This window comes from Microbacterium schleiferi (assembly GCF_020781975.1).
Lineage (GTDB): Bacteria > Actinomycetota > Actinomycetes > Actinomycetales > Microbacteriaceae > Microbacterium.
The window spans coordinates 144,010-162,129 of sequence record NZ_JAJGNI010000007.1 but is presented as its reverse complement, the minus strand read 5'-3'; the positions used below and the strand labels follow the sequence as shown (position 1 = coordinate 162,129).

Annotated in this window: 18 protein-coding genes; 2 read left to right on the top strand and 16 right to left on the bottom strand. The window is 66.7% G+C overall.

The window, feature by feature from the left end:
• Positions 1 to 87 precede the first annotated feature (87 nt).
• The 8 genes from LL236_RS10060 to dnaE all read right to left on the bottom strand — a co-directional run bounded on the left by LL236_RS10060 (position 88) and on the right by dnaE (position 10,454).
• On the bottom strand, positions 88 to 1,119 hold the full coding sequence (locus tag LL236_RS10060; protein ID WP_228178610.1) for an alanine racemase: 1,032 nt from the start codon (positions 1,117 to 1,119) through the stop codon (positions 88 to 90).
• The gene (locus tag LL236_RS10055) at positions 1,116 to 1,808 is read right to left on the bottom strand and encodes an alanine racemase C-terminal domain-containing protein (protein ID WP_228178609.1); all 693 of its coding nucleotides are present in this window, start codon (positions 1,806 to 1,808) and stop codon (positions 1,116 to 1,118) included. Before LL236_RS10055 ends, LL236_RS10060 begins: the two co-directional genes overlap by 4 nt.
• Positions 1,805 to 2,824, bottom strand: coding sequence for a sugar-transfer associated ATP-grasp domain-containing protein (locus LL236_RS10050; protein WP_228178608.1), 1,020 nt, complete (start codon positions 2,822 to 2,824; stop codon positions 1,805 to 1,807). Before LL236_RS10050 ends, LL236_RS10055 begins: the two co-directional genes overlap by 4 nt.
• Before the next feature lie 81 nt (positions 2,825 to 2,905).
• Complete coding sequence (locus LL236_RS15020) at positions 2,906 to 3,886, bottom strand: TauD/TfdA family dioxygenase (RefSeq protein WP_228178607.1); 981 nt, start codon at positions 3,884 to 3,886, stop codon at positions 2,906 to 2,908.
• A 145-nt stretch (positions 3,887 to 4,031) separates the two neighbouring features.
• Positions 4,032 to 5,060, bottom strand: a complete 1,029-nt coding sequence (locus LL236_RS10040) for a quinone-dependent dihydroorotate dehydrogenase (RefSeq protein ID WP_228178606.1) — start codon at positions 5,058 to 5,060, stop codon at positions 4,032 to 4,034.
• Positions 5,061 to 5,062: 2 nt separating this feature from the next.
• On the bottom strand, positions 5,063 to 5,536 hold the full coding sequence (gene nrdR / locus LL236_RS10035) for a transcriptional regulator NrdR (protein WP_228178605.1): 474 nt from the start codon (positions 5,534 to 5,536) through the stop codon (positions 5,063 to 5,065).
• 12 nt (positions 5,537 to 5,548) lie between these two features.
• Positions 5,549 to 6,850 carry a histidinol dehydrogenase gene (hisD, locus tag LL236_RS10030; RefSeq protein WP_228178604.1) on the bottom strand — a complete coding sequence of 434 codons (1,302 nt, stop codon included), beginning with the start codon at positions 6,848 to 6,850 and terminating at the stop codon, positions 5,549 to 5,551.
• Between the two features lie 85 nt (positions 6,851 to 6,935).
• On the bottom strand, positions 6,936 to 10,454 hold the full coding sequence (dnaE, locus tag LL236_RS10025; protein ID WP_228178603.1) for a DNA polymerase III subunit alpha: 3,519 nt from the start codon (positions 10,452 to 10,454) through the stop codon (positions 6,936 to 6,938).
• A gap of 67 nt (positions 10,455 to 10,521) precedes the next feature.
• On the opposite strand from dnaE, the gene LL236_RS10020 reads away from it, so the two are divergent.
• Together LL236_RS10020 and LL236_RS10015 are read left to right on the top strand one after the other, a co-directional pair.
• The gene (locus LL236_RS10020) at positions 10,522 to 11,019 is read left to right on the top strand and encodes an NUDIX hydrolase (RefSeq protein ID WP_228178602.1); all 498 of its coding nucleotides are present in this window, start codon (positions 10,522 to 10,524) and stop codon (positions 11,017 to 11,019) included.
• A gap of 55 nt (positions 11,020 to 11,074) precedes the next feature.
• Positions 11,075 to 11,668, top strand: a complete 594-nt coding sequence (locus tag LL236_RS10015) for a vitamin K epoxide reductase family protein (protein WP_228178601.1) — start codon at positions 11,075 to 11,077, stop codon at positions 11,666 to 11,668.
• A gap of 21 nt (positions 11,669 to 11,689) precedes the next feature.
• On the opposite strand, the gene LL236_RS10010 is transcribed toward LL236_RS10015, so the two are convergent.
• The 8 genes from LL236_RS10010 to LL236_RS09975 form a co-directional block, all read right to left on the bottom strand.
• Positions 11,690 to 12,619, bottom strand: a complete 930-nt coding sequence (locus LL236_RS10010) for an RluA family pseudouridine synthase (protein WP_228178600.1) — start codon at positions 12,617 to 12,619, stop codon at positions 11,690 to 11,692.
• 63 nt (positions 12,620 to 12,682) lie between these two features.
• A complete protein-coding gene (lspA, locus tag LL236_RS10005; RefSeq protein ID WP_374198024.1) occupies positions 12,683 to 13,441 on the bottom strand; it encodes a signal peptidase II in 759 nt (252 codons plus the stop codon).
• A gap of 8 nt (positions 13,442 to 13,449) precedes the next feature.
• A complete protein-coding gene (locus LL236_RS10000; protein ID WP_228178599.1) occupies positions 13,450 to 14,037 on the bottom strand; it encodes a DivIVA domain-containing protein in 588 nt (195 codons plus the stop codon).
• A gap of 97 nt (positions 14,038 to 14,134) precedes the next feature.
• On the bottom strand, positions 14,135 to 14,434 hold the full coding sequence (locus LL236_RS09995) for a YggT family protein (protein ID WP_228178598.1): 300 nt from the start codon (positions 14,432 to 14,434) through the stop codon (positions 14,135 to 14,137).
• A gap of 3 nt (positions 14,435 to 14,437) precedes the next feature.
• Complete coding sequence (locus LL236_RS09990) at positions 14,438 to 14,902, bottom strand: cell division protein SepF (protein WP_228178597.1); 465 nt, start codon at positions 14,900 to 14,902, stop codon at positions 14,438 to 14,440.
• Positions 14,903 to 14,933: 31 nt separating this feature from the next.
• Positions 14,934 to 15,623, bottom strand: coding sequence for a YggS family pyridoxal phosphate-dependent enzyme (locus tag LL236_RS09985; protein ID WP_228178596.1), 690 nt, complete (start codon positions 15,621 to 15,623; stop codon positions 14,934 to 14,936).
• 43 nt (positions 15,624 to 15,666) lie between these two features.
• On the bottom strand, positions 15,667 to 16,800 hold the full coding sequence (gene ftsZ, locus LL236_RS09980; RefSeq protein WP_228178595.1) for a cell division protein FtsZ: 1,134 nt from the start codon (positions 16,798 to 16,800) through the stop codon (positions 15,667 to 15,669).
• Between the two features lie 180 nt (positions 16,801 to 16,980).
• Entirely contained in the window at positions 16,981 to 18,060 is a 1,080-nt protein-coding gene (locus LL236_RS09975) for an FtsQ-type POTRA domain-containing protein (protein WP_228178594.1), read from the bottom strand.
• Positions 18,061 to 18,120: the final 60 nt, after the last annotated feature.

Sequence of the window (18,120 nt, the reverse complement as noted above, 5' to 3'; positions counted from 1 at the left end):
GCGCGGGGGTGCCAGGTGTCGAGACATGTGCCCGTCCGCTGCGCTCACCGCGCGACGCTGATCGCGCGCTCATGGGCGTGCCTCGGATCAGATGTAGATGCGCGGGACGAGCGGTGAGACGCGGACGATGATCTCTTCACCGACCGTGCCGATCGCCTCCGCGAGAGTCGTCACACTGGACTCGCCGCGCGTTCCGGGGCCGAAGAGGTAGACCTCATCCTCGACAGCGGCGCCCGGCCACGGGTCGATCAGCATCGTCGCCGGGCCGATCTCGCGGACGAGACGCGGGCCAGCGGGAGTTCCCACCGACATCCGACCCGCGAGCGTCGACGGCAGGCCGTCCAGATACCCGTAGGAGACCGCGACGGCAGAGTCTCCGACGTCGCTCACGGTGGCGATCAGGGTAGCCGCGGGCGCGATTCCCTCCAGCTCGGGGCCGCCCGTCGAACGGATGCCGTAGCTGAAGGCACCGAAGCGGACGAGGTCGAACCGGAACTCCGGCCGTGCGAAAGCCGCCGCACTGGCTGCGAGGTGGCGAACCTGAGGGCGCAGGCCCACGTCCTCGGCAATCCTGATCGCCTCGAGGAACGCGGCACGGGACAGATCGTCGTCCTCGTCGCTGGTTTCGGCGATGTGGCTCCAGATTCCGACGACCCGGATGTCGCCGCTTGCCTCGAGCTCCGCGGCCCGGGTGACGAACGCCGGCCACGCCTCCGGCCTGACGCCGTTGCGGTGAAGTCCGGTGTCGATCTTGATGTGCACCGGAGCTCCTCGCCCCGCCGACACCGTCGCGATGTCTTCGAGGTACGAGGCATCACCCACGCCGAGTTCGATGCCGGCCTCCAGCGCGACCTCGATCTCGGGCTGGGTGATCGTCACCCACGAGAAGACGCGAGCGTCGGGGCCCGCGGCAGCTCTCGTGCGGACACCCATCGGCACGTCGAAGGCCCCGAACCAGCGCACGCCGTGAGCTGCAGCGGCGGCGACGACACGATCGACGCCGTGGCCGTAGGCGTCGTTCTTGACAACAAGCATGTACTCGGCCGGCGCGATGCGCCCCCGCAGCACGTCGGTGTCGGCGAGGATCCGACCGAGGTCCACGACCATCCGCGCGCTCAAGCGACCACCTCCCGCGGTAGCCGCAGGCCCAGCGCACAGACGAGTTCGGCAGCAGTGAGTCCGGATGCCGCCTCCCACGTGGCCAGCGCCGGACCAGCCGGGCCGTCGCCGCCGAAGTAGATGACCTCGTCACCGCGCGCGATGTCGGCGTCACCGATGTCCACGACACAGACATCCATCGCGACCCGTCCGACGATGGGATACAGGGCACCCCACACCTCGACCGAGACCTGGTTGCCGAGCGAGCGCGCTACCCCCTGGCCGAAGCCGCCTGAGACGAGCGCGATCCGTGTGTCCCGCGGGGCAATATGCGTGTAGTTGTACGAGACTCCCTCGCCGGCGCGCAGAGCCTTGATCGAGAGCACGGAGCCGAGAAGGCTCATGACCGGCCTGGCGGGGTCCTCGGAGGCACCGGGGAGACCGAAGATCACGGCGGGGTCCAGCGTAGGAGCGTCCGCGGCCGGGGCGATCCCCATGCTCTGAGCCGCATCGACGGATTCAGCGTCGAGCATCGCCGCACGGATGCCGACCCGCGCCAGAGTCTCAGCGACGAACTGCATGCCGTGGCCGTAAGCATCGCGACGGAGGTCGGGAACGGCATCCGCTCCCCCGGCCTCGATCGCCCGGCCGGCGCCGGCGACAAGCGCCGAGCTACTCAGCCGGACGCGCGGCCCGGTCGGACTGATCAAAAGCCCATCGCCTTCTGGTATCGAGGGCGGTGTCCGGTACGGATGCCGAGCACGCTCGGCTTGTTCTCGTAGACGCCCGTGGCCCAGTTGCCCTCGATGAGCACGGGGCCGTCGGGGGTCACGGCGATGTCCCACCCGACGTACTTCACCTGCGGGACGTGACGGGCGACCTTGTCGACGAAGGCGATGACCTCATCGAACATCGGCAGCTGGAAATCAGCGATCGGGTAGCCCGAATCGGGGTGGAGCTTGTGCACGTGTCCGTGCGAGTCGTAGCCGTCGCCGAGCGAGGCTCCGGTCTCGGGGTCGAGCATCGTGTAGAAGCCGCCGAAGTCCATCTGGTCTGCGACCTGACCGCGACCGAACTTCTGCGCGATCGCGAGGATGTGGGTCTTCTCGCCGTCGAAGAACGCAGCGACGCGGGTCGAGTTGACCGTGCCGGCACAAACGGCGGCGACATCGGGATGCTGCACGATGTTCTCTTCGATCAGCAGCTCACCGCGCTCGCGCAGCTGCGCGTGGAAGTCTGCCCAGTCCTCGATCTCGGTCGAGTAATACCGGTTGATGGCAGCCCCCGAGCGACCCGCCTGCTTCTTGGTGATGAGCACGGGATGTGCCTCACCGAAAGCGCGCAGTTCGTCGACGTTGTCGTCGGTGACCATCATCCAGTCACGACCGAGGTACTCCGAGAAGACGCGGTCGAACTCCCACTTGTCGTAGAAGATCCCGCGGTACTCAGGATCATCGAACGTGTACGAGTACTTGTTTGAGTGCGGATGCGTCATCATCGTGCGCCGCTCGCGCCGGTTCAGGATCGCGAAATCGTAGTCGACATAGTCCTGAAAGCCGACCTGGTGGAAGGTCGCCTGCCAGAACATGTCCACGACCACCGCTGGGGTCCACTTGTGGAACTGGGCTGATACCTCGCGGGCGCGCTCGATGACCGAGGGGAGGTCGATGACCTTCAACCGGGCCACCATGTAACCGAAGCGCGAACCGAGTCCTCGCGATGCCATCGCTCTCTCTTTCCGAAGGGTGCTGCCCTCACACGTCGGCCGGCACCCGTCGGGGCGCCGGCCGCGTGCGATCAGCGAATGTCAGGCGCCTACCAGCTCGTTCTCCACCACACGGGGGTGGTTGATGCGGCGGTCGGCGGAGCGTCCGAGGTCATCGGTGATGATGACGCGCTGCAGCCAGCGGTCGGTGCCGTCGTAACGCGGTTCGAAGGGGGTCCGCGCGTGCATGACGCGACGGTTGTCGAACAGCAGGATGTCGCCGGCACCGAGGGTCACATAGATGCCCTCCTTGTCGGCGCCGTCGTGGAAGGCCTGGAGCGCCGCGGCAGCTTCGTCATCGCCGGTAACGGCGGCGGCGCAGTCCATGTCGATGCGGACGAAACGCTTGCCGTCCTCGCCGTAGAGCGCTGCGCCCTGGACACCGTCTTCGGGACGACCCGTTCCGCCGGATGCCTTGTCGATGCCGTGCATGAAGCGCGGTTGACGGAGGACCGCCTCATCCTCGGCCGACAGGTCGATACGGTCGACCGGCGCCAGCGCCGTCTGCACGCGCTCATCACCCCGGACGCAGAAGAGGCCGACGAACTGCGGGTGGGCGTCGTCGAAGGCATCCTCCGAGTGCCAGTCGAGCAAGCTCCGGCTTCCCGTTCCCACGGCGTCGTACTCGTGGCCGGGGATCGGTGTGACGTTCTGGATCAGCGCACCGCGGTGCTGACGGGCGAACGAGAAGACCTCGCCGGCCACCGAGGCAAACGCCAACAGTGCAGCCTCCGTCACGGGGTCACGATCCTTGCCCTCGAACGCAACCGGGTCCCGCGGGCTCTCACCCATGTCGTCCTGATCGACGGTGAGGCCATGGAAGAGAACTCCCCCGTCCGGGACCTCGGCCCGCGCGAACTGGCGGATGATCTCGACGGTCTCGGGGTCGGCCGCTTCGAATGCTGCCTTCGCCTCGGCGAGCAGCTCCTCGAAGGCTGCGTCATCGGAGTAGATACCCCGACGGCCTCGGGCGACATCGATGAAGATCGCGGCGACTTCGGGCTTGATGTGACGTTCGATCACAGAGGTTCCTTCCCATGGCGCGACGGCCGCGCTGAAGCACTCGACGACGCGAATGCCGGTGTTGTGCTGTCGGGAGTATATCCGAGGAGGTCCCCCGCATTCCCGAGGAAGTTAGGGCTTCCTAAGTCTTCGGGGCAGATGCCCCTCATGCGCGGACAAGCCCCCGGTTGATCTGCCGCGCCCAGAGCGGCCCTCGGTACAGAAACCCGGTGTATCCCTGCACCAGAGTTGCGCCGGCATCCAGCCTTTCGCGGACGTCGGCAGCAGTCTCGACACCACCGGCCGAGATGACGCAGAAACTGTCAGGCACCAGGGAGCGAACGAGACGCAGCACCTCGAGGGCGCGCGGAGCGAGTGGCTTTCCCGACAGCCCACCAGCGCCGGCTGCCGTGACCACCGCCGGGTCGGTGACCAGCCCGAGGTCATCGCGCGCGATTGTCGTGTTCGTGGCGACGATGCCCTGCAGGCCCAGTTCGAGCGCCAGGGCTGTGACATCGCGGATGTCGTCATCAGAGAGATCGGGCGCGATCTTGACGAGCAGGGGGATATCTTCAGCGGCATCCTTCACCGCGGTCAGCAGGGGCCTCAGCGACTCGACGGCCTGCAGGCTCCGCAGACCCGGGGTGTTCGGCGACGACACATTGACCACGAGGTAGTCGGCCACGGGCGCGAGAAGCCGCGTGCTCGTGACGTAGTCGACTACCGCGTTTTCGACATCCACGATGCGGCTCTTGCCGATGTTGACGCCCAGGACCGTGCGGTGACGCCGACGACGAGCGCGTTCGAGCCGACCCGCAGCGGCGTACGACCCGTGATTGTTGAACCCCATGCGGTTGACGACAGCGCGATCCGGGATGAGGCGGAACAGGCGCGGCTTCGGGTTTCCGGTCTGCGGGATCGCGGTCACGGTGCCGACCTCGACATGCCCGAAACCGAGAGCGTGCAGACCGTCGACGCCCACGGCATCCTTGTCGAACCCGGCCGCGACACCGAACGGCGCGTCGAAGGTCAATCCGAGCGTCTGCACGCGCAGCGACGGATCAGGCTTGGTGAGGGCCCGCGCCACCCACGAGAACGGCGGGAAACCGAGCAGCCGGATGACGAGCATCGCCGCGTGATGTGCTGTCTCCGGATCCATCCTCGAGAGGAACGTGCGAAACAGCCACGGGTACATGCTTACTCCTCGAGGTCGGATGCCAGGCGTTGATGATCCGCGCGCAACTGTGCGATCGCCGACTCAAAATCCTCCAACGAATCGAACGCCTGATACACGCTCGCGAACCGGAGATAAGCGATTTGGTCGAGTTCGCGGAGTGGCCCGAGGATCGCCAGGCCGATCTCATTCGTGTCGACCTGCGACGATCCGGTCTGTCGAACCGCCTCCTCGACCGTCTGGGCCAGTACGGCAAGATCGCCCTCGGTCACGGGGCGCCCCTGACAGGCCTTGCGCACCCCCGACATGACCTTTTCGCGACTGAATGGTTCGATCACGCCTGAGCGCTTGATGACGTTCAGGCTCGCGGTCTCGATGGTCGAGAAGCGACCGCCGCACTCGGGGCATTGACGGCGACGACGGATGCTGAGACCGTCGTCGCTGGTGCGGGAGTCGATCACGCGCGAGTCGGGGTGACGGCAGAAAGGGCAGTGCATAGCAGCCCCAGACTACGCGGTGAAGCGCGCGCGAACGGCTTCACCGTGCGCGGGGAGCACTTCGGCGGTCGCAAGCGCCACGATGGCGTCAGAGACTTCCGCGAGGGCGTCCCGGTCATACTCGATCACCTGCTGCGGGCGCAGGAACGTCGAGGCCGATAGCCCTGCGGCATATCGTGCTTGCCCGCCGGTGGGGAGCACGTGATTGCTCCCCGCGAGGTAGTCACCCAGGCTCACCGGCGAATAGGGACCGACGAAAACTGCCCCGGCGTGCACGAACCGGTGCGCAGCGGGGTCGGCAAGGTGCAGTTCGAGGTGTTCGGGGGCGTAGGCATTCGAGAAGTCCACAGCGGCGTCGAGGTCGTCGACGAGCACGATCGCCGACTGCGGGCCGGTCAGTGCCACCTCGATGCGCGCCGCGTGGAGTGTCTGCGCGGCCAGCCCGCCGATCTCTGCCTGCACAGCGTCGGCCAGGCCCATCGACGTGGTCACGAGAACCGCGGATGCCTGCTCGTCGTGCTCGGCCTGGCTGATGAGGTCGGCAGCGACAAGCCGCGGATCGGCGGTGTCGTCGGCGACGATGAGGATCTCGGTCGCGCCTGCCTCCGAGTCGGTGCCGACGCGACCGGCTACGGCGCGTTTTGCTGCCGCCACGAAGTTGTTCCCCGGTCCCGTCACGACATCCACCGGATCGAGGCCCAGGCTCGCGGCCCCGTAGGCGAATGCACCGATCGCACCGGCGCCGCCCATCGCGTACACCTCGGTGACCCCGAGGAGTTTCGCGGCGGCAAGAATCACCGGGTGGACTCGCCCGTCCTCTCCCCGCTGGGGCGGGGACGCGAGAGCGATCTGCTTGACGCCGGCCGCCTGGGCCGGCACGACGTTCATCACGACACTGGAGGGGTACACCGCCTTGCCGCCCGGCACATACACCCCGACCCGGCGCACCGGTTGCCACCGCTGGTGAACGAGAGCTCCCGGGGCCAGCGTCGTGGTGGTCGGCGGCGGAACCTGCACGGCCGAGGCAGCCCTCACGCGGTCGATGGCCTGCTCGAGCGCCGCGCGAACCGCAGGATCGAGCTGCTCGAGAGCCTCGTCGAGGTGCGAGGCTGGAACACGGATGTCGTGACCGGTCACCCCGTCGAACTGTTCGGCCTGCTCGCGCAGCGCCGCCTCGCCGCGCGAGGCGACGTCATCGACGAGGCGCGCGGCGGTCGCGAGCGCCTCGGAACGGGCTGCGGTCGCGCGAGGGACGGCGGCGAGCAGCTCTGCGGGCGACAGGGATTGCCCGCGCAGATCAAGGGTGCGAAGCATCCATCTACGCTATCGCTCGCGCGAGGCGTGAAGCGCCCAGGGCATGCATCGCCCGAACGCAGTTCGGTCGCCGTACGGGGCGGAGCTACCCGAGGCACTGCGGGCCGAGGAGACCCTTGAGTTCGCCGTACAGGTCGGCAGTGACGCTCACCGGATGCGGTACCTCGAAGACCTTCGCCACGCCTGCCTTGTGGAGGCGCAGCGTCACCTCCGTGTCTCCCCGGTGACGGCGTAGGCAGTCGGCGAGATCGCCGATGACCGCTTCGGTGGCCCGCTGCTCGGGAATCACGAGCACGAGCGGTCCGGATTCGTCGACGGAGCCGAGGTCGGGTGAGAACGCCGCCTGCGCGTGAAGGTTCATGCCGTCGTCGCGCCGAGAGACGCGTCCGCGGACCACGAGGATCGAGTCGGCCTGCAGCATCGACTGGAACTCCGTGTAGGTCTTTCCCATGAACATGACGGTGATCTCGCCGTCGAAGTCCTCGACGGTGATCATGCCGTACGGATTGCCGCTGGACTTGGCGACGCGATGCTGCACACTCGTCACCAGGCCCGCAATGGTCACCTGATCGCCGTCAGCCAGGTCTTCGGAGGCCAGCAGGTCATGGATGTTGATCGACGCGTGTTTGGCGAGGGGCACCTCGAGGCCGGCGAGCGGATGGTCCGAGACGTAGAGCCCCAGCATTTCGCGTTCGAAAGCCAGCTTGTCTTTCTTCGTCCACTCCGGGCGGTCGGGAACCTTGTTGACCTGTTGCGGTTCGTCCGCTCCCCACAGCGAATCGAAGTCGAACCCGACCTCGCCGTTGGCTTCGCGGCGCTTGTCGAGCACAGCCTGCTCGGTGGCATCCTCGTGGATCTCCAGCAGAGCGCGCCGAGTCGCACCGAGCGTGTCGAACGCGCCGGCCTTGATCAGCGACTCCACCGTTCGCTTGTTCGCGACCGAGACCGGCACCCGAGCGAGAAAGTCGTGGAACGACACGAAGGGCTCATCCACGCGCGACTGTACGATGGCCTCGACGACGTTAGCTCCGACGTTGCGCACGGCGCCGAGCCCGAAGCGGATGTCGTCACCGACTGCCGCGAAGTAGCGGATCGACTCGTTCACATCGGGGGGCAGCACCCGAATGCCCATCCGTCGGCACTCGTTGAGGTAGATCGCCATCTTGTCTTTCGAGTCGGCCACGCTCGTGAGGAGCGCTGCCATGTACTCCGCGGGATAGTGGGCCTTCAGGTAGGCGGTCCAGTACGACACGAGCCCGTAGGCGGCGGTGTGCGCCTTGTTGAAGGCGTAGTCGGCGAACGACTCGAGCACCTTCCACAGGGTCTGCTGCGCGGCATCCGAGAACCCGCGCTCGGTCATGCCGCCGAAGAAGACCTCTTTCTGCTTGTCGAGCTCGGACTTCTTCTTCTTGCCCATCGCGCGGCGCAGCAGGTCGGCCTGACCGAGTGTGTAGCCGGCGACCCGTTGGGCTACGGCCATCACCTGCTCCTGATAGACGATGAGCCCGTAGGTCGTGTCGAGAATGTCGGCGAGGGGCTCTTCGAGCTCTTTGTGAATCGGCTCGATCTCTTGCTGCTTGTTCTTGCGCAGGGCGTAGTTGATGTGCGAGTTCACGCCCATCGGACCCGGGCGGTACAGCGCGAGGACTGCCGAGATGTCCTCGAAGTTGTCGGGCTTCATGAGGCGAAGAAGGGACCGCATCGGACCGCCGTCGAGCTGGAACACCCCGAGGGTGTCGCCGCGGGCGAGCAACTCGTACGATGCCCGGTCGTCGAGGTCGAGCTCCTCGAGGACGAGGGGCTCACCGCGGTTGGCTTCGATGTTGTCGAGCGCATCGTTGATGATCGTGAGGTTGCGAAGCCCCAGGAAGTCCATCTTGATCAGGCCGAGCGACTCACACGACGGGTAGTCGAACTGCGTGACGATCTGGCCGTCCTGCTCACGGCGCATGATCGGGATGATGTCGATGAGCGGTTCGCTCGACATGATGACACCGGCTGCGTGCACACCCCACTGGCGCTTCAGGTTCTCGAGGCCCACCGCCGTGTCGAAGACCGTCTTGGCTTCCTGGTCGGTCTCGATGAGAGTGCGAAACTCCCCCGCCTCCTTGTAGCGGGGGTGATCCTTGTTGAACATGTCGGTCAGCGGCACGTCCTTGCCCATGACCGCCGGCGGCATGGCCTTGGTGAGGCGCTCGCCCATGCTGAAGGGGAATCCGAGCACGCGACCGGCATCCTTCAGGGCCTGCTTCGCCTTGATCGTGCCGTACGTCACGATCTGCGCCACCCGGTCGTCGCCGTACTTCTCGGTGACGTACTGGATGACTTCACCGCGGCGACGGTCATCGAAGTCGACATCGAAGTCGGGCATCGAGACGCGGTCGGGATTGAGGAACCGCTCGAAGATGAGGCCGTGCTGCAGGGGGTCGAGGTCGGTGATGCGCATGGCATAGGCAGCCATCGAACCCGCGCCCGATCCACGGCCCGGGCCGACGCGGATGCCGTTGCGCTTTGCCCAGTTGATGAAGTCGGCGACGACGAGGAAGTAGCCCGGGAACCCCATCTGCACGATGACGCCGACCTCGTATTCGGCCTGCTTGCGGACCTCGTCGGGGATCCCCGCCGGGTACCGCTCCTCGAGGCCGGCCTCGACCTCTTTGACGAACCAGCTCTCCTCGGTCTCGCCGTCGGGCACGGGGAAGCGGGGCATGTAGTTGGCGCTGGTGTTGAACTCGACCTCACAGCGCTCGGCGATCAGCAGCGTGTTGTCACAGGCGTCGGGATGCTGCCGAAAAATCTGGCGCATCTCGGCCGGCGTACGGATGTAGTAGCCGTCGCCGTCGAACTTGAACCGCTTCGGGTCATCCAGCGTCGAGCCCGACTGCACGCAGAGCAGGGCTGCATGACTGTTCGAGTCATGCTGGTGTGTGTAGTGCGAGTCGTTGGTCGCGAGGAGCGGAATATCGAGGTCTTTCGCGATCCGCAGCAGGTCGGTCATCACCCGACGCTCGATGTCGAGACCGTGATCCATGATCTCGGCGAAGTAGTTCTCTTTGCCGAAGATGTCTTGGAACTCCGCGGCGGCCGCGCGCGCCGCATCGTATTGGCCCAGGCGCAACCGGGTCTGCACCTCGCCGGAGGGGCATCCGGTGGTCGCGATCAGGCCCTTCGAGTAGGTCTCCAGAAGCTCCCGGTCCATGCGGGGCTTGAAGTAGTACCCCTCCATCGAGGCCTTCGATGAGAGTCGGAACAGATTGTGCATCCCGGCTGTCGTCTCCGACAGCAGCGTCATGTGGGTATACGCGCCCGAGCCCGAGACGTCGTCGTCGCTCTGCTCGGGTGACCCCCACCGCACCCGCGACTTCTCGGACCGGTGCGTGCCTGGCGTCACATACGCTTCGATGCCGATGATCGGCTTGATGCCGGCATCCTTCGCCGCCTTGTAGAACTCGAAGGCCGCAAAGGTGTTTCCGTGGTCGGTGACGGCGATCGCCGGCGACCCCTGGGCTGCAGCCTCCTGCACCATCGCGCCGATCCGGGCGGCTCCATCGAGCATCGAATACTCGCTGTGGACGTGCAGGTGGACGAAGGAGTCGGACGCCATGCCGAGAGTCTACGTTCGGGCTCGGACGCCGGCTCGCCTGGCCCGCCGAGGCGGCTACGGTTGCCGTGTGCCAACTCCCGACTTCATCCTTGAGCTGCGCCGATTCGTCGGCACCCGCCCGCTCCCCCTCGTCGGCGTCACCGCTGTCATCATCCGCGGCGGTGAGGTCCTGCTGGGCCGTCGCTCCGACAATCACGCCCTGACCCCCATCACCGGCATCGTCGATCCGGGCGAAGAGCCGGCGGATGCCGCGGTGCGGGAGGCTGCCGAAGAGGCCGGTGTCGTCATCCGTGCCGATCGGCTCGCGTGGGTGCATCAGATCCCGAGGATCACCTACGCCAACGGGGACCAGAGCGACTACCTCGACCTCACTTTCCGGTGCACATGGATTTCGGGCGACCCGGTTCCCGTCGACGGCGAGATGACGGAGGTCGCTTGGTACCCGCTCGATGCCCTGGGCGACGTGGATGCCGACATGCGCGCTCGCATCGCTGCGGCAACGCCGGATCACGGCGAGGCTCGGTTCGTGACAGGCGGCAGCGACGCGCAGCCTCCCTCTGCCTGATTAAGTCCGGCTCGGCCGTCGACGCAGCGCCCTGACCGGTACCGACAATGGGCGGGTGGCCCTGCACCGACCCACCGTCGCCCTCGCCGTCTTCTGGATCGTCGGCGGGATCCTCGGCGCCATCGTCGCGTTCCTGCTGTACCTGGAGTACATCGGTCAGCTCACCGGCGCGGATGCGATCATCTCGTGTCAGTGGGGTGTGTTGGTCACGTGCGGCCCCAACCTGCTCTCCCCCGGCGGCAACATCCTCGGATTCAGCAACTCGATAGCGGGCATGGTGCTGTTCCTGGGCCCCGTCTACGCCGGCGTCAGCGAGCTGGCATCACCATCCGGCCTTCGTCGGTGGTACTGGCGGACGTACGGCATCTTCGTTGCCGGGGCGTTCGTTCTCGTGCACTACTTCGCATTCCAGAGCATCTTCGTCTACGGATCGTTGTGTCCCTGGTGCATGATCATCTGGCTCGTCACGATTCCGCTCTTCTGGTTCACCACAGGCTGGATGCTGCGCGACGGAGTGTGGACCGAAGCGCCTGCGGCGCGGCGCGTGGGAAGCGTGATCTTCTCGTGGGCGTTGCTTGCCACCGTGCTGGACTACGCGCTGATCGCGGTCACGGCCCAGCTGCGGCTCGATCTTCTCGGCAGCTTCTGAGGTCCTCGGAAGCTGCAGGGCTCAATCCAGCTCCTCGCCGCGGAGGATCGCGAGGGCATGAGCGAGATCAGGCGCATCGGGCGAGTCGAACGAGACCCACTCGCGGGTTGCGGGGTGCGCGAAGGCAAGCGTGCGCGCATGCAGCCATTGGCGGGTCAGGCCCAGCCGCTCTGAGATCGTGGGGTCGGCGCCGTAGAGCGGATCGCCGACGCACGGATGCCGGTGTGCTGCCATGTGGACACGGATCTGGTGGGTCCGCCCGGTCTCCAGGTGGATTTCCAACAGTGAGGCTCCGGGAAAGGCCTCGATGGTCTCGTAGTGAGTGATCGAGGGCTTGCCGTCGCGGGTGACCGCGAACTTCCAGGAGTGCGAGGGATGACGCCCGATGGGAGCGTCGATCGTACCGGCGAGCGGGTCGGGATGGCCCTGAACTACCGCGTGGTAGATCTTATCGACGGTGCGATCCTTGAACGCAGCCTTCAAGACGCCGTAGGCGTGCTCGGACTTGGCCACGACCATGAGTCCACTGGTGCCGACGTCCAGGCGGTGAACGACGCCCTGCCGCTCGGGTGCGCCGCTGGTCGCGATCTGGAACCCCGCAGCTGCGAGTGCGCCAAGCACCGTCGGGCCTTCCCACCCCACCGAGGGATGGGCTGCCACACCCGCCGGCTTGTCGACCACCACGATGTCATCATCGTCGTACACGATGCCAAAACCCGGAACGACGACGGGGATCACCTCGGGCTCACGACGGTCGGTCCATTCGACCTCGAGAACGGTTCCCGCCGTCAGCCGGTCCGACTTGCCGAGAGCTCTGCCACCTTCACTGATGCCTCCGGATTCGGCGACCTCGGCGGCGAAGGTACGCGAGAATCCGAGCATCTTGGCGATGCCGGCATCGACCCGCGCACCGTCGAGGCCGTCGGGAACCGGCAGCATCCGCGCCGGCATCTCAGCTTCCGTCTCGAGCGGGCCGACGGTCGGATGCCGCAGCAGCTCGCCTACCGGGACGGCTCACGAGTCGCGGCGGGATTCCTCGTCGGCGATCCGGTCCGCTTCCCGGGCCACTGCCTCCTGCTCGGCCTCTGTCAGCGGCGGGAGTCCGATCTCGGAACGGGGCACCCCGGCGTAAGGATCCGCGACGGGGAACTCGGAATCAAATCCTCCGGCGACACCCCCTCCGGGAGGGAACTCGTCCCCCGCGGCGCCAAGGATGGTCTCCTCCTCCGCGGCATCCGTCTCACGGTTGTGGTGTCGCTTACCGTCCATCTGTACTCCTACGATCACGAGCAGTGCCACCCCGATCATCATCGACACGATGAAAATGTCGGCGATGTTGTAGATGGCGGGGCTCATCCAGAACCACATCCACGGTGTGTTGATGAAGTCTACGACGTGCCCCACGGGGAATCCGGGTTCACGGAACAGGCGGTCCGTGAGGTTTCCCAGCACCCCGCCCAGCAGAAGTCCCAGCACGATCGCCCACAGGCGTGACTGCACGCGGGTGGCCGCCAGCCACACGATCACCCCGGCAACCACTGCCAGGGCGATGGTGAAGATCCAGGTGTACCCCTCACCGAGCGAAAAAGCGGCACCGGGGTTCTTGACGAGGTAGAACTGCAAGAACTCACCCAGGACGGGAACCGACTCCTGCAGCGGGAGGTTGGTCAGCGCGAGGTACTTCGTGAACTGGTCGACGGCCAGCACCAGGATTGCGAGCAGCGCAATCGTGATGCCGGCCGCCGCGTGACGCAGAGGTGGCCGGGACGCCAAGAGCGTCCTCAGTTCGTGATGTTCGCGACCGACGCGCTGTCGGTCGAAGAGGAGTCGAGGTCCTTCAGGTGACCTTCGATGAAGTTACGCAGCTGCGAGCGGTAGTCGCGCTCGAACTCACGCAGTTCGCCGATGCGGGCATCCAGTTCGGCCTTCTTGGCCTCCATGCGAGCGATCTCGTCGCGTCCGCGAGTCTCAGCGTCGGAGATGATCGAGGCAGCCTGAGCCTGGGCCTCGGCGATGAGCTGGTCGTGGCGCGCCTGGCCTTCGGCGACGTGCTCGTCGTGCAGACGCTGCGCGAGCTCGAGCAGGCCGGCGCTTGCCTGGGTCGGAAGCGGGGTGCTGGCCGGAGCAGCCGGGGCGGGAGCGGGGGCTGCCTCTTCGGCGGGCGCCTCTGCCGGTGCCGCGGGGGCCGCGGGCGCGCCGGACTCGAGTTCGGCGATGCGTGCCTTGAGCTCTTCGTTCTCGGCCAGGGCTTTACGCCACTCGACGACGATCTCGTCGAGGAAGTCATCGACCTCGTCGGGGTCGAACCCTTCCTTGAACCGGACGTGCTGGAACTGCTTGGTGACGACGTCATCCGGAGTCAGTGGCATTTCTTCCCTCTTTCGTTCGCCCGGCCGCTGGCCGATCGTGCCTTCCGGCACGCGGTTGTGGACGGTTGATAACAGCAAAGCATAGTCGTGGGTGGATTCATCCTGCGAAGGCGCGTGTCACCGACAGGAGGATGAAGCACGAGAGCATCGTGAGCGCGAACGCGAAGTCGATGGCGATGCTGCCGATCCGCAACGGGGGGATGAAACGACGGAGGAAACGGATCGGAGGGTCCGTCGCGGTGTACACACCTTCGGCGACAACGAGCATCGCGCCACGAGGACGCCACTCACGGTCGAAAACGGGGATCCACTCGAAGACGAGTCGGGCCAGCAGCACGAGAATGTAGATCAGGACTGCCGCGTTGAGGATTCCGGCAACGATCTGGATGACGTTCACGTATCAAGTCTGCGGGAAAGGAACCGCCTCCGGATCCGCTTGCGCCACGGCACCCTCACCCGACACCGCAACATTCTCGGGTGAGAGCAGGAAAACCTTGCTCGTCACGCGCTCGATGCGGCCGTACAGGCCAAGCGACAGGCCGCTCGCGAAGTCGATGAGACGACGCGCGTCGGCGTCGCTCATCTGCGAGAGGTTGATGATCACGGGAACGCCCTCGCGGAAGCTTTCGGCGATCACCTGCGCGTCGCGGTACTGCTTGGGGTGCACCGTGACGATCTCGTTGAGAGCGCCGACTGCGGGCTGACGAACCACCGCCGGACGGTGAATCGGCGTGACCGGGGCGGCCTTCTCGACGGATGCCGCGGCAGACTTGCGCGTGGGCGCAGGCGCTGGCGTCTCGTCGTAGACCTCTTCCTCGTCGGCGAGGCCCAGGTAGACCATGGTCTTCTTCAAGGGGTTCGACATCGCATCCTCCGTTTGCTCGTCTGCTCCGAGGTTAACCGCGCACAGGGCGCGGACCCGTGATTGCCGTGCCGATGCGCAGGTGTGTCGCGCCGGCGTGAATTGCAGCTTCGAAATCGCCGGTCATCCCGGCCGAGATCCAGGTGGCGTCCGGGAAGACACGGCGCACGGTGTGCGCGTGGCCGGCGAGCCGTTCGAAGGCTGCGGCAGGTTCTTCGCCCAGGGGGGCGACAGCCATGACTCCCCGGACCCTCAGTCCGAGACACCCGGCGGCGTGCTCGGCGAGCGCCGAAAGACTCTCCGGGGCGACTCCCCCGCGCCCGGGGTCGTCGGTGAGGTTCACCTGGATCAGGACGTCCAGGGGCACCTCGGCCTCGGCATCCAGCGCATCGGCGAGCTTCGGGCGGTCGAGCGAGTGGATGACCGAGGCCACGCGACGCACCGCCCGCGCCTTGTTGGTCTGCAGCTGACCGACGAAATGCCACCGCAGGTCGGACAGATCCCCGACCCCGACGACCTTCTCGAGTACTTCCTGAACCCGGTTCTCGCCGACGTCGCGCACGCCGAGGCCATAAAGCTCCTCGACCAGCGACGCCGGATGGAACTTCGTCACGACGATACGAGTGATGTCTTCAGGCGAACGCCCCGCTTGCCGCGCAGCAGCAGCGATACGATCGTCGATCGACGCCAGACGATCCGCGAGCTGCGCGTCCGACTCAGTCACAACTGCAGCCTCGAGCCGCGCACCCTCGCCGGCGCGGATGCGGTCACTTCAGGAAGTCGGGGATGTCGAGGTCGTCGTCCCCGAACGCCGAATCGAAGGCTGCATCCGAGATCGAGGGCACCGGAGCCAGTTGCTCAGGACGCTGCGGCTCGTCTTCGGAGTCTGCGGCTGCACGCTGCTCGACGGGCTCGCGACGGACCACCGGGGTGGCATCCGGACGCGCTTGCGGCTCGCCACCGTCGAACCCGGCGGCGATCACCGTGACGCGCACCTCGTCACCGAGCGTGTCGTCGATGACGGTACCGAAGATGATGTTCGCCTCGGGGTGGGCGGCTTCCTTCACCAGCTGGGCGGCGTCGTTGATCTCGAAGATGCCGAGGTTGGAGCCACCCTGAATCGACAGCAGCACGCCGTGCGCACCCTCGATGGATGCCTCCAGCAGCGGCGACTCGACAGCAAGCTCTGCAGCCTTGATCGCCCGGTCCGCGCCGCGTGCCGAGCCGATTCCCATGAGCGCTGAGCCCGCCCCCTGCATGACGGATTTCACGTCGGCGAAGTCGAGGTTGATGAGTCCGGGCGTCGTGATGAGGTCGGTGATGCCCTGGACACCGGCCAGCAGCACCTGGTCCGCGGTGGCGAAAGCCTCGATCATCGAGATCCCGCGGTCGCTGATCTCCAGCAGCCGGTCGTTGGGCACCACGATGAGGGTGTCGACCTCTTCTTTCAGGCGCGCCACTCCCGACTCGGCCTGGCTCTGGCGGCGGCGACCTTCGAACGAGAACGGCTTGGTCACCACACCGATCGTGAGCGCGCCGATCGACTTCGCGATCTTTGCGACGACGGGCGCACCGCCCGTACCGGTGCCGCCACCCTCACCGGCGGTGACGAACACCATGTCGGCGCCGCGGAGCGCCTCTTCGATCTCTTCGGTGTGGTCCTCTGCGGCGCGGCGACCCACCTCGGGGTCGGCGCCGGCACCCAGCCCTCGGGTGAGTTCGCGCCCGACGTCGAGCTTGACGTCGGCGTCGCTCATCAGCAATGCCTGGGCGTCGGTGTTGACGGCGATGAACTCGACCCCGCGCAGGCCGAGCTCGATCATCCGGTTGACGGCGTTGACGCCTCCGCCGCCGACGCCGACCACCTTGATGACTGCAAGGTAGTTCTGGTTCTGGCTCATGCCGACTCCTGTGCTCGTGTCCTGCAACCTTCAACCTCAACTGGAGGTATAAAGTATTGCCGGGTATGTATTTCCTAGACACGAAGCTAAGCGTCGACTCCCCCGATTCCGCGCGCTTTCGGGGGCGTGTCGCACATCCCGTTCTTTCGTGCACCCGCTCGGCCCGGTGGGCTCAGCGGATCACTGGATGACGACGGCTGACGGCGACGAGACGTCGTAACGCGAGACCGTGTCCGGCGGGCGCGATTGCATCGCCGCAGCCAGCGCCACCGACTTGTTCGAGGACTCGTCAGCGTTGCCCCAGACGATCTTGGTGCCGGTTCCACCGAGGGTGAGGGTCACGTCGTTGGGGGTCGTCGCCGACGCCGCGGTCACCTGCGACATGATCGTGTCGGGAAGCGACCGCAGCACGTGCCCGACCGCCTCGAATGCTTCGGATGCCGTTCCACCGGTGATCTCCAGCACGGGTCTGCCGGGAGCCGGGGTCTGTGTCGTCGAGAGCGCGACGCCGGCGGCATCCACGAGGGTGAACCCGGCCGGTGAGGCGATGACCCCGATCGGGGTGCGTTCGACGACGCGCACGATCAGATCATGCGGAGGCCGGGCCTCGACGGTGTACGACTCGACGAGCGGGAACGCGACCAGCGCCGCTTTGATGGCGCTCTCGTCCACAAGTGGCAGTGGCGTGCCCAGCTGTGACGACAACGCGTCGGATACCGCTGCGGTGTCCAGCTGCTCAGCGCCCGCTACCGTGATCGTCTCGACAGCGAACAGCGGGCTGTACGCCGCCCCGACGCTGCCGAGCGCTACGAGCACGACTGCCGCGATGGACCCGAGCCAGACCGCGCGACGGCGACGGGCCCTGACGGTGAACCGCCGCACCTCGGACTTGAGCGCGCGCCGCCGCGCACGCGCAGCGCGCCACACCTCGCGCATACCCACCGGCGACGAACCGTCAGAGCCGGGCGCAGCTGCATCTTCCGCGAGCGGCTCGGTTGCTCCGGCCTCGTCTGCGCCGAGCGCCCAGGTCGGAACGCCGGGAAGGACGGAGGCGGCATCCCGAGCGCTCGAGCCGGTGCCGGCATCGGTCGGGAGGGGCCAGACCGGTGCGGGAGCGGTGATTCCGGTGAGGTCGATCGGCTCCGTCGGGGCGCTCTCGACGGGAACCGATGCCGATTCAGCCCACCGGTCCGTGGGGGCAGCTCCGCGTTGCTCGGGTGAGACGCCCCGTCTGCCGTCTCCGCCGGATGGGGTGCGCAACGAGGATTCGTCGTCAGCGCCCGACGGGGCCCCGGAGGGCGGGAGCGGAGTCGGCCGGCG

Bases quoted from the DNA above. Each gene is read 5' to 3' on its own strand.
- ftsZ (WP_228178595.1), bottom strand. From the start codon at position 16,800: ATGAGCCAGAACCAGAACTACCTTGCAGTCATCAAGGTGGTCGGCGTC.
- nrdR (WP_228178605.1), bottom strand. From the start codon at position 5,536: ATGCACTGCCCTTTCTGCCGTCACCCCGACTCGCGCGTGATCGACTCC.
- LL236_RS10000 (WP_228178599.1), bottom strand. From the start codon at position 14,037: ATGCCACTGACTCCGGATGACGTCGTCACCAAGCAGTTCCAGCACGTC.
- LL236_RS10050 (WP_228178608.1), bottom strand. From the start codon at position 2,824: ATGGCATCGCGAGGACTCGGTTCGCGCTTCGGTTACATGGTGGCCCGG.
- dnaE (WP_228178603.1), bottom strand. From the start codon at position 10,454: ATGGCGTCCGACTCCTTCGTCCACCTGCACGTCCACAGCGAGTATTCG.
- LL236_RS10040 (WP_228178606.1), bottom strand. From the start codon at position 5,060: ATGTACCCGTGGCTGTTTCGCACGTTCCTCTCGAGGATGGATCCGGAG.
- hisD (WP_228178604.1), bottom strand. From the start codon at position 6,850: ATGCTTCGCACCCTTGATCTGCGCGGGCAATCCCTGTCGCCCGCAGAG.
- LL236_RS09990 (WP_228178597.1), bottom strand. From the start codon at position 14,902: ATGTCGAACCCCTTGAAGAAGACCATGGTCTACCTGGGCCTCGCCGAC.
- LL236_RS10010 (WP_228178600.1), bottom strand. From the start codon at position 12,619: ATGCCGGCGCGGATGCTGCCGGTTCCCGACGGCCTCGACGGTGCGCGG.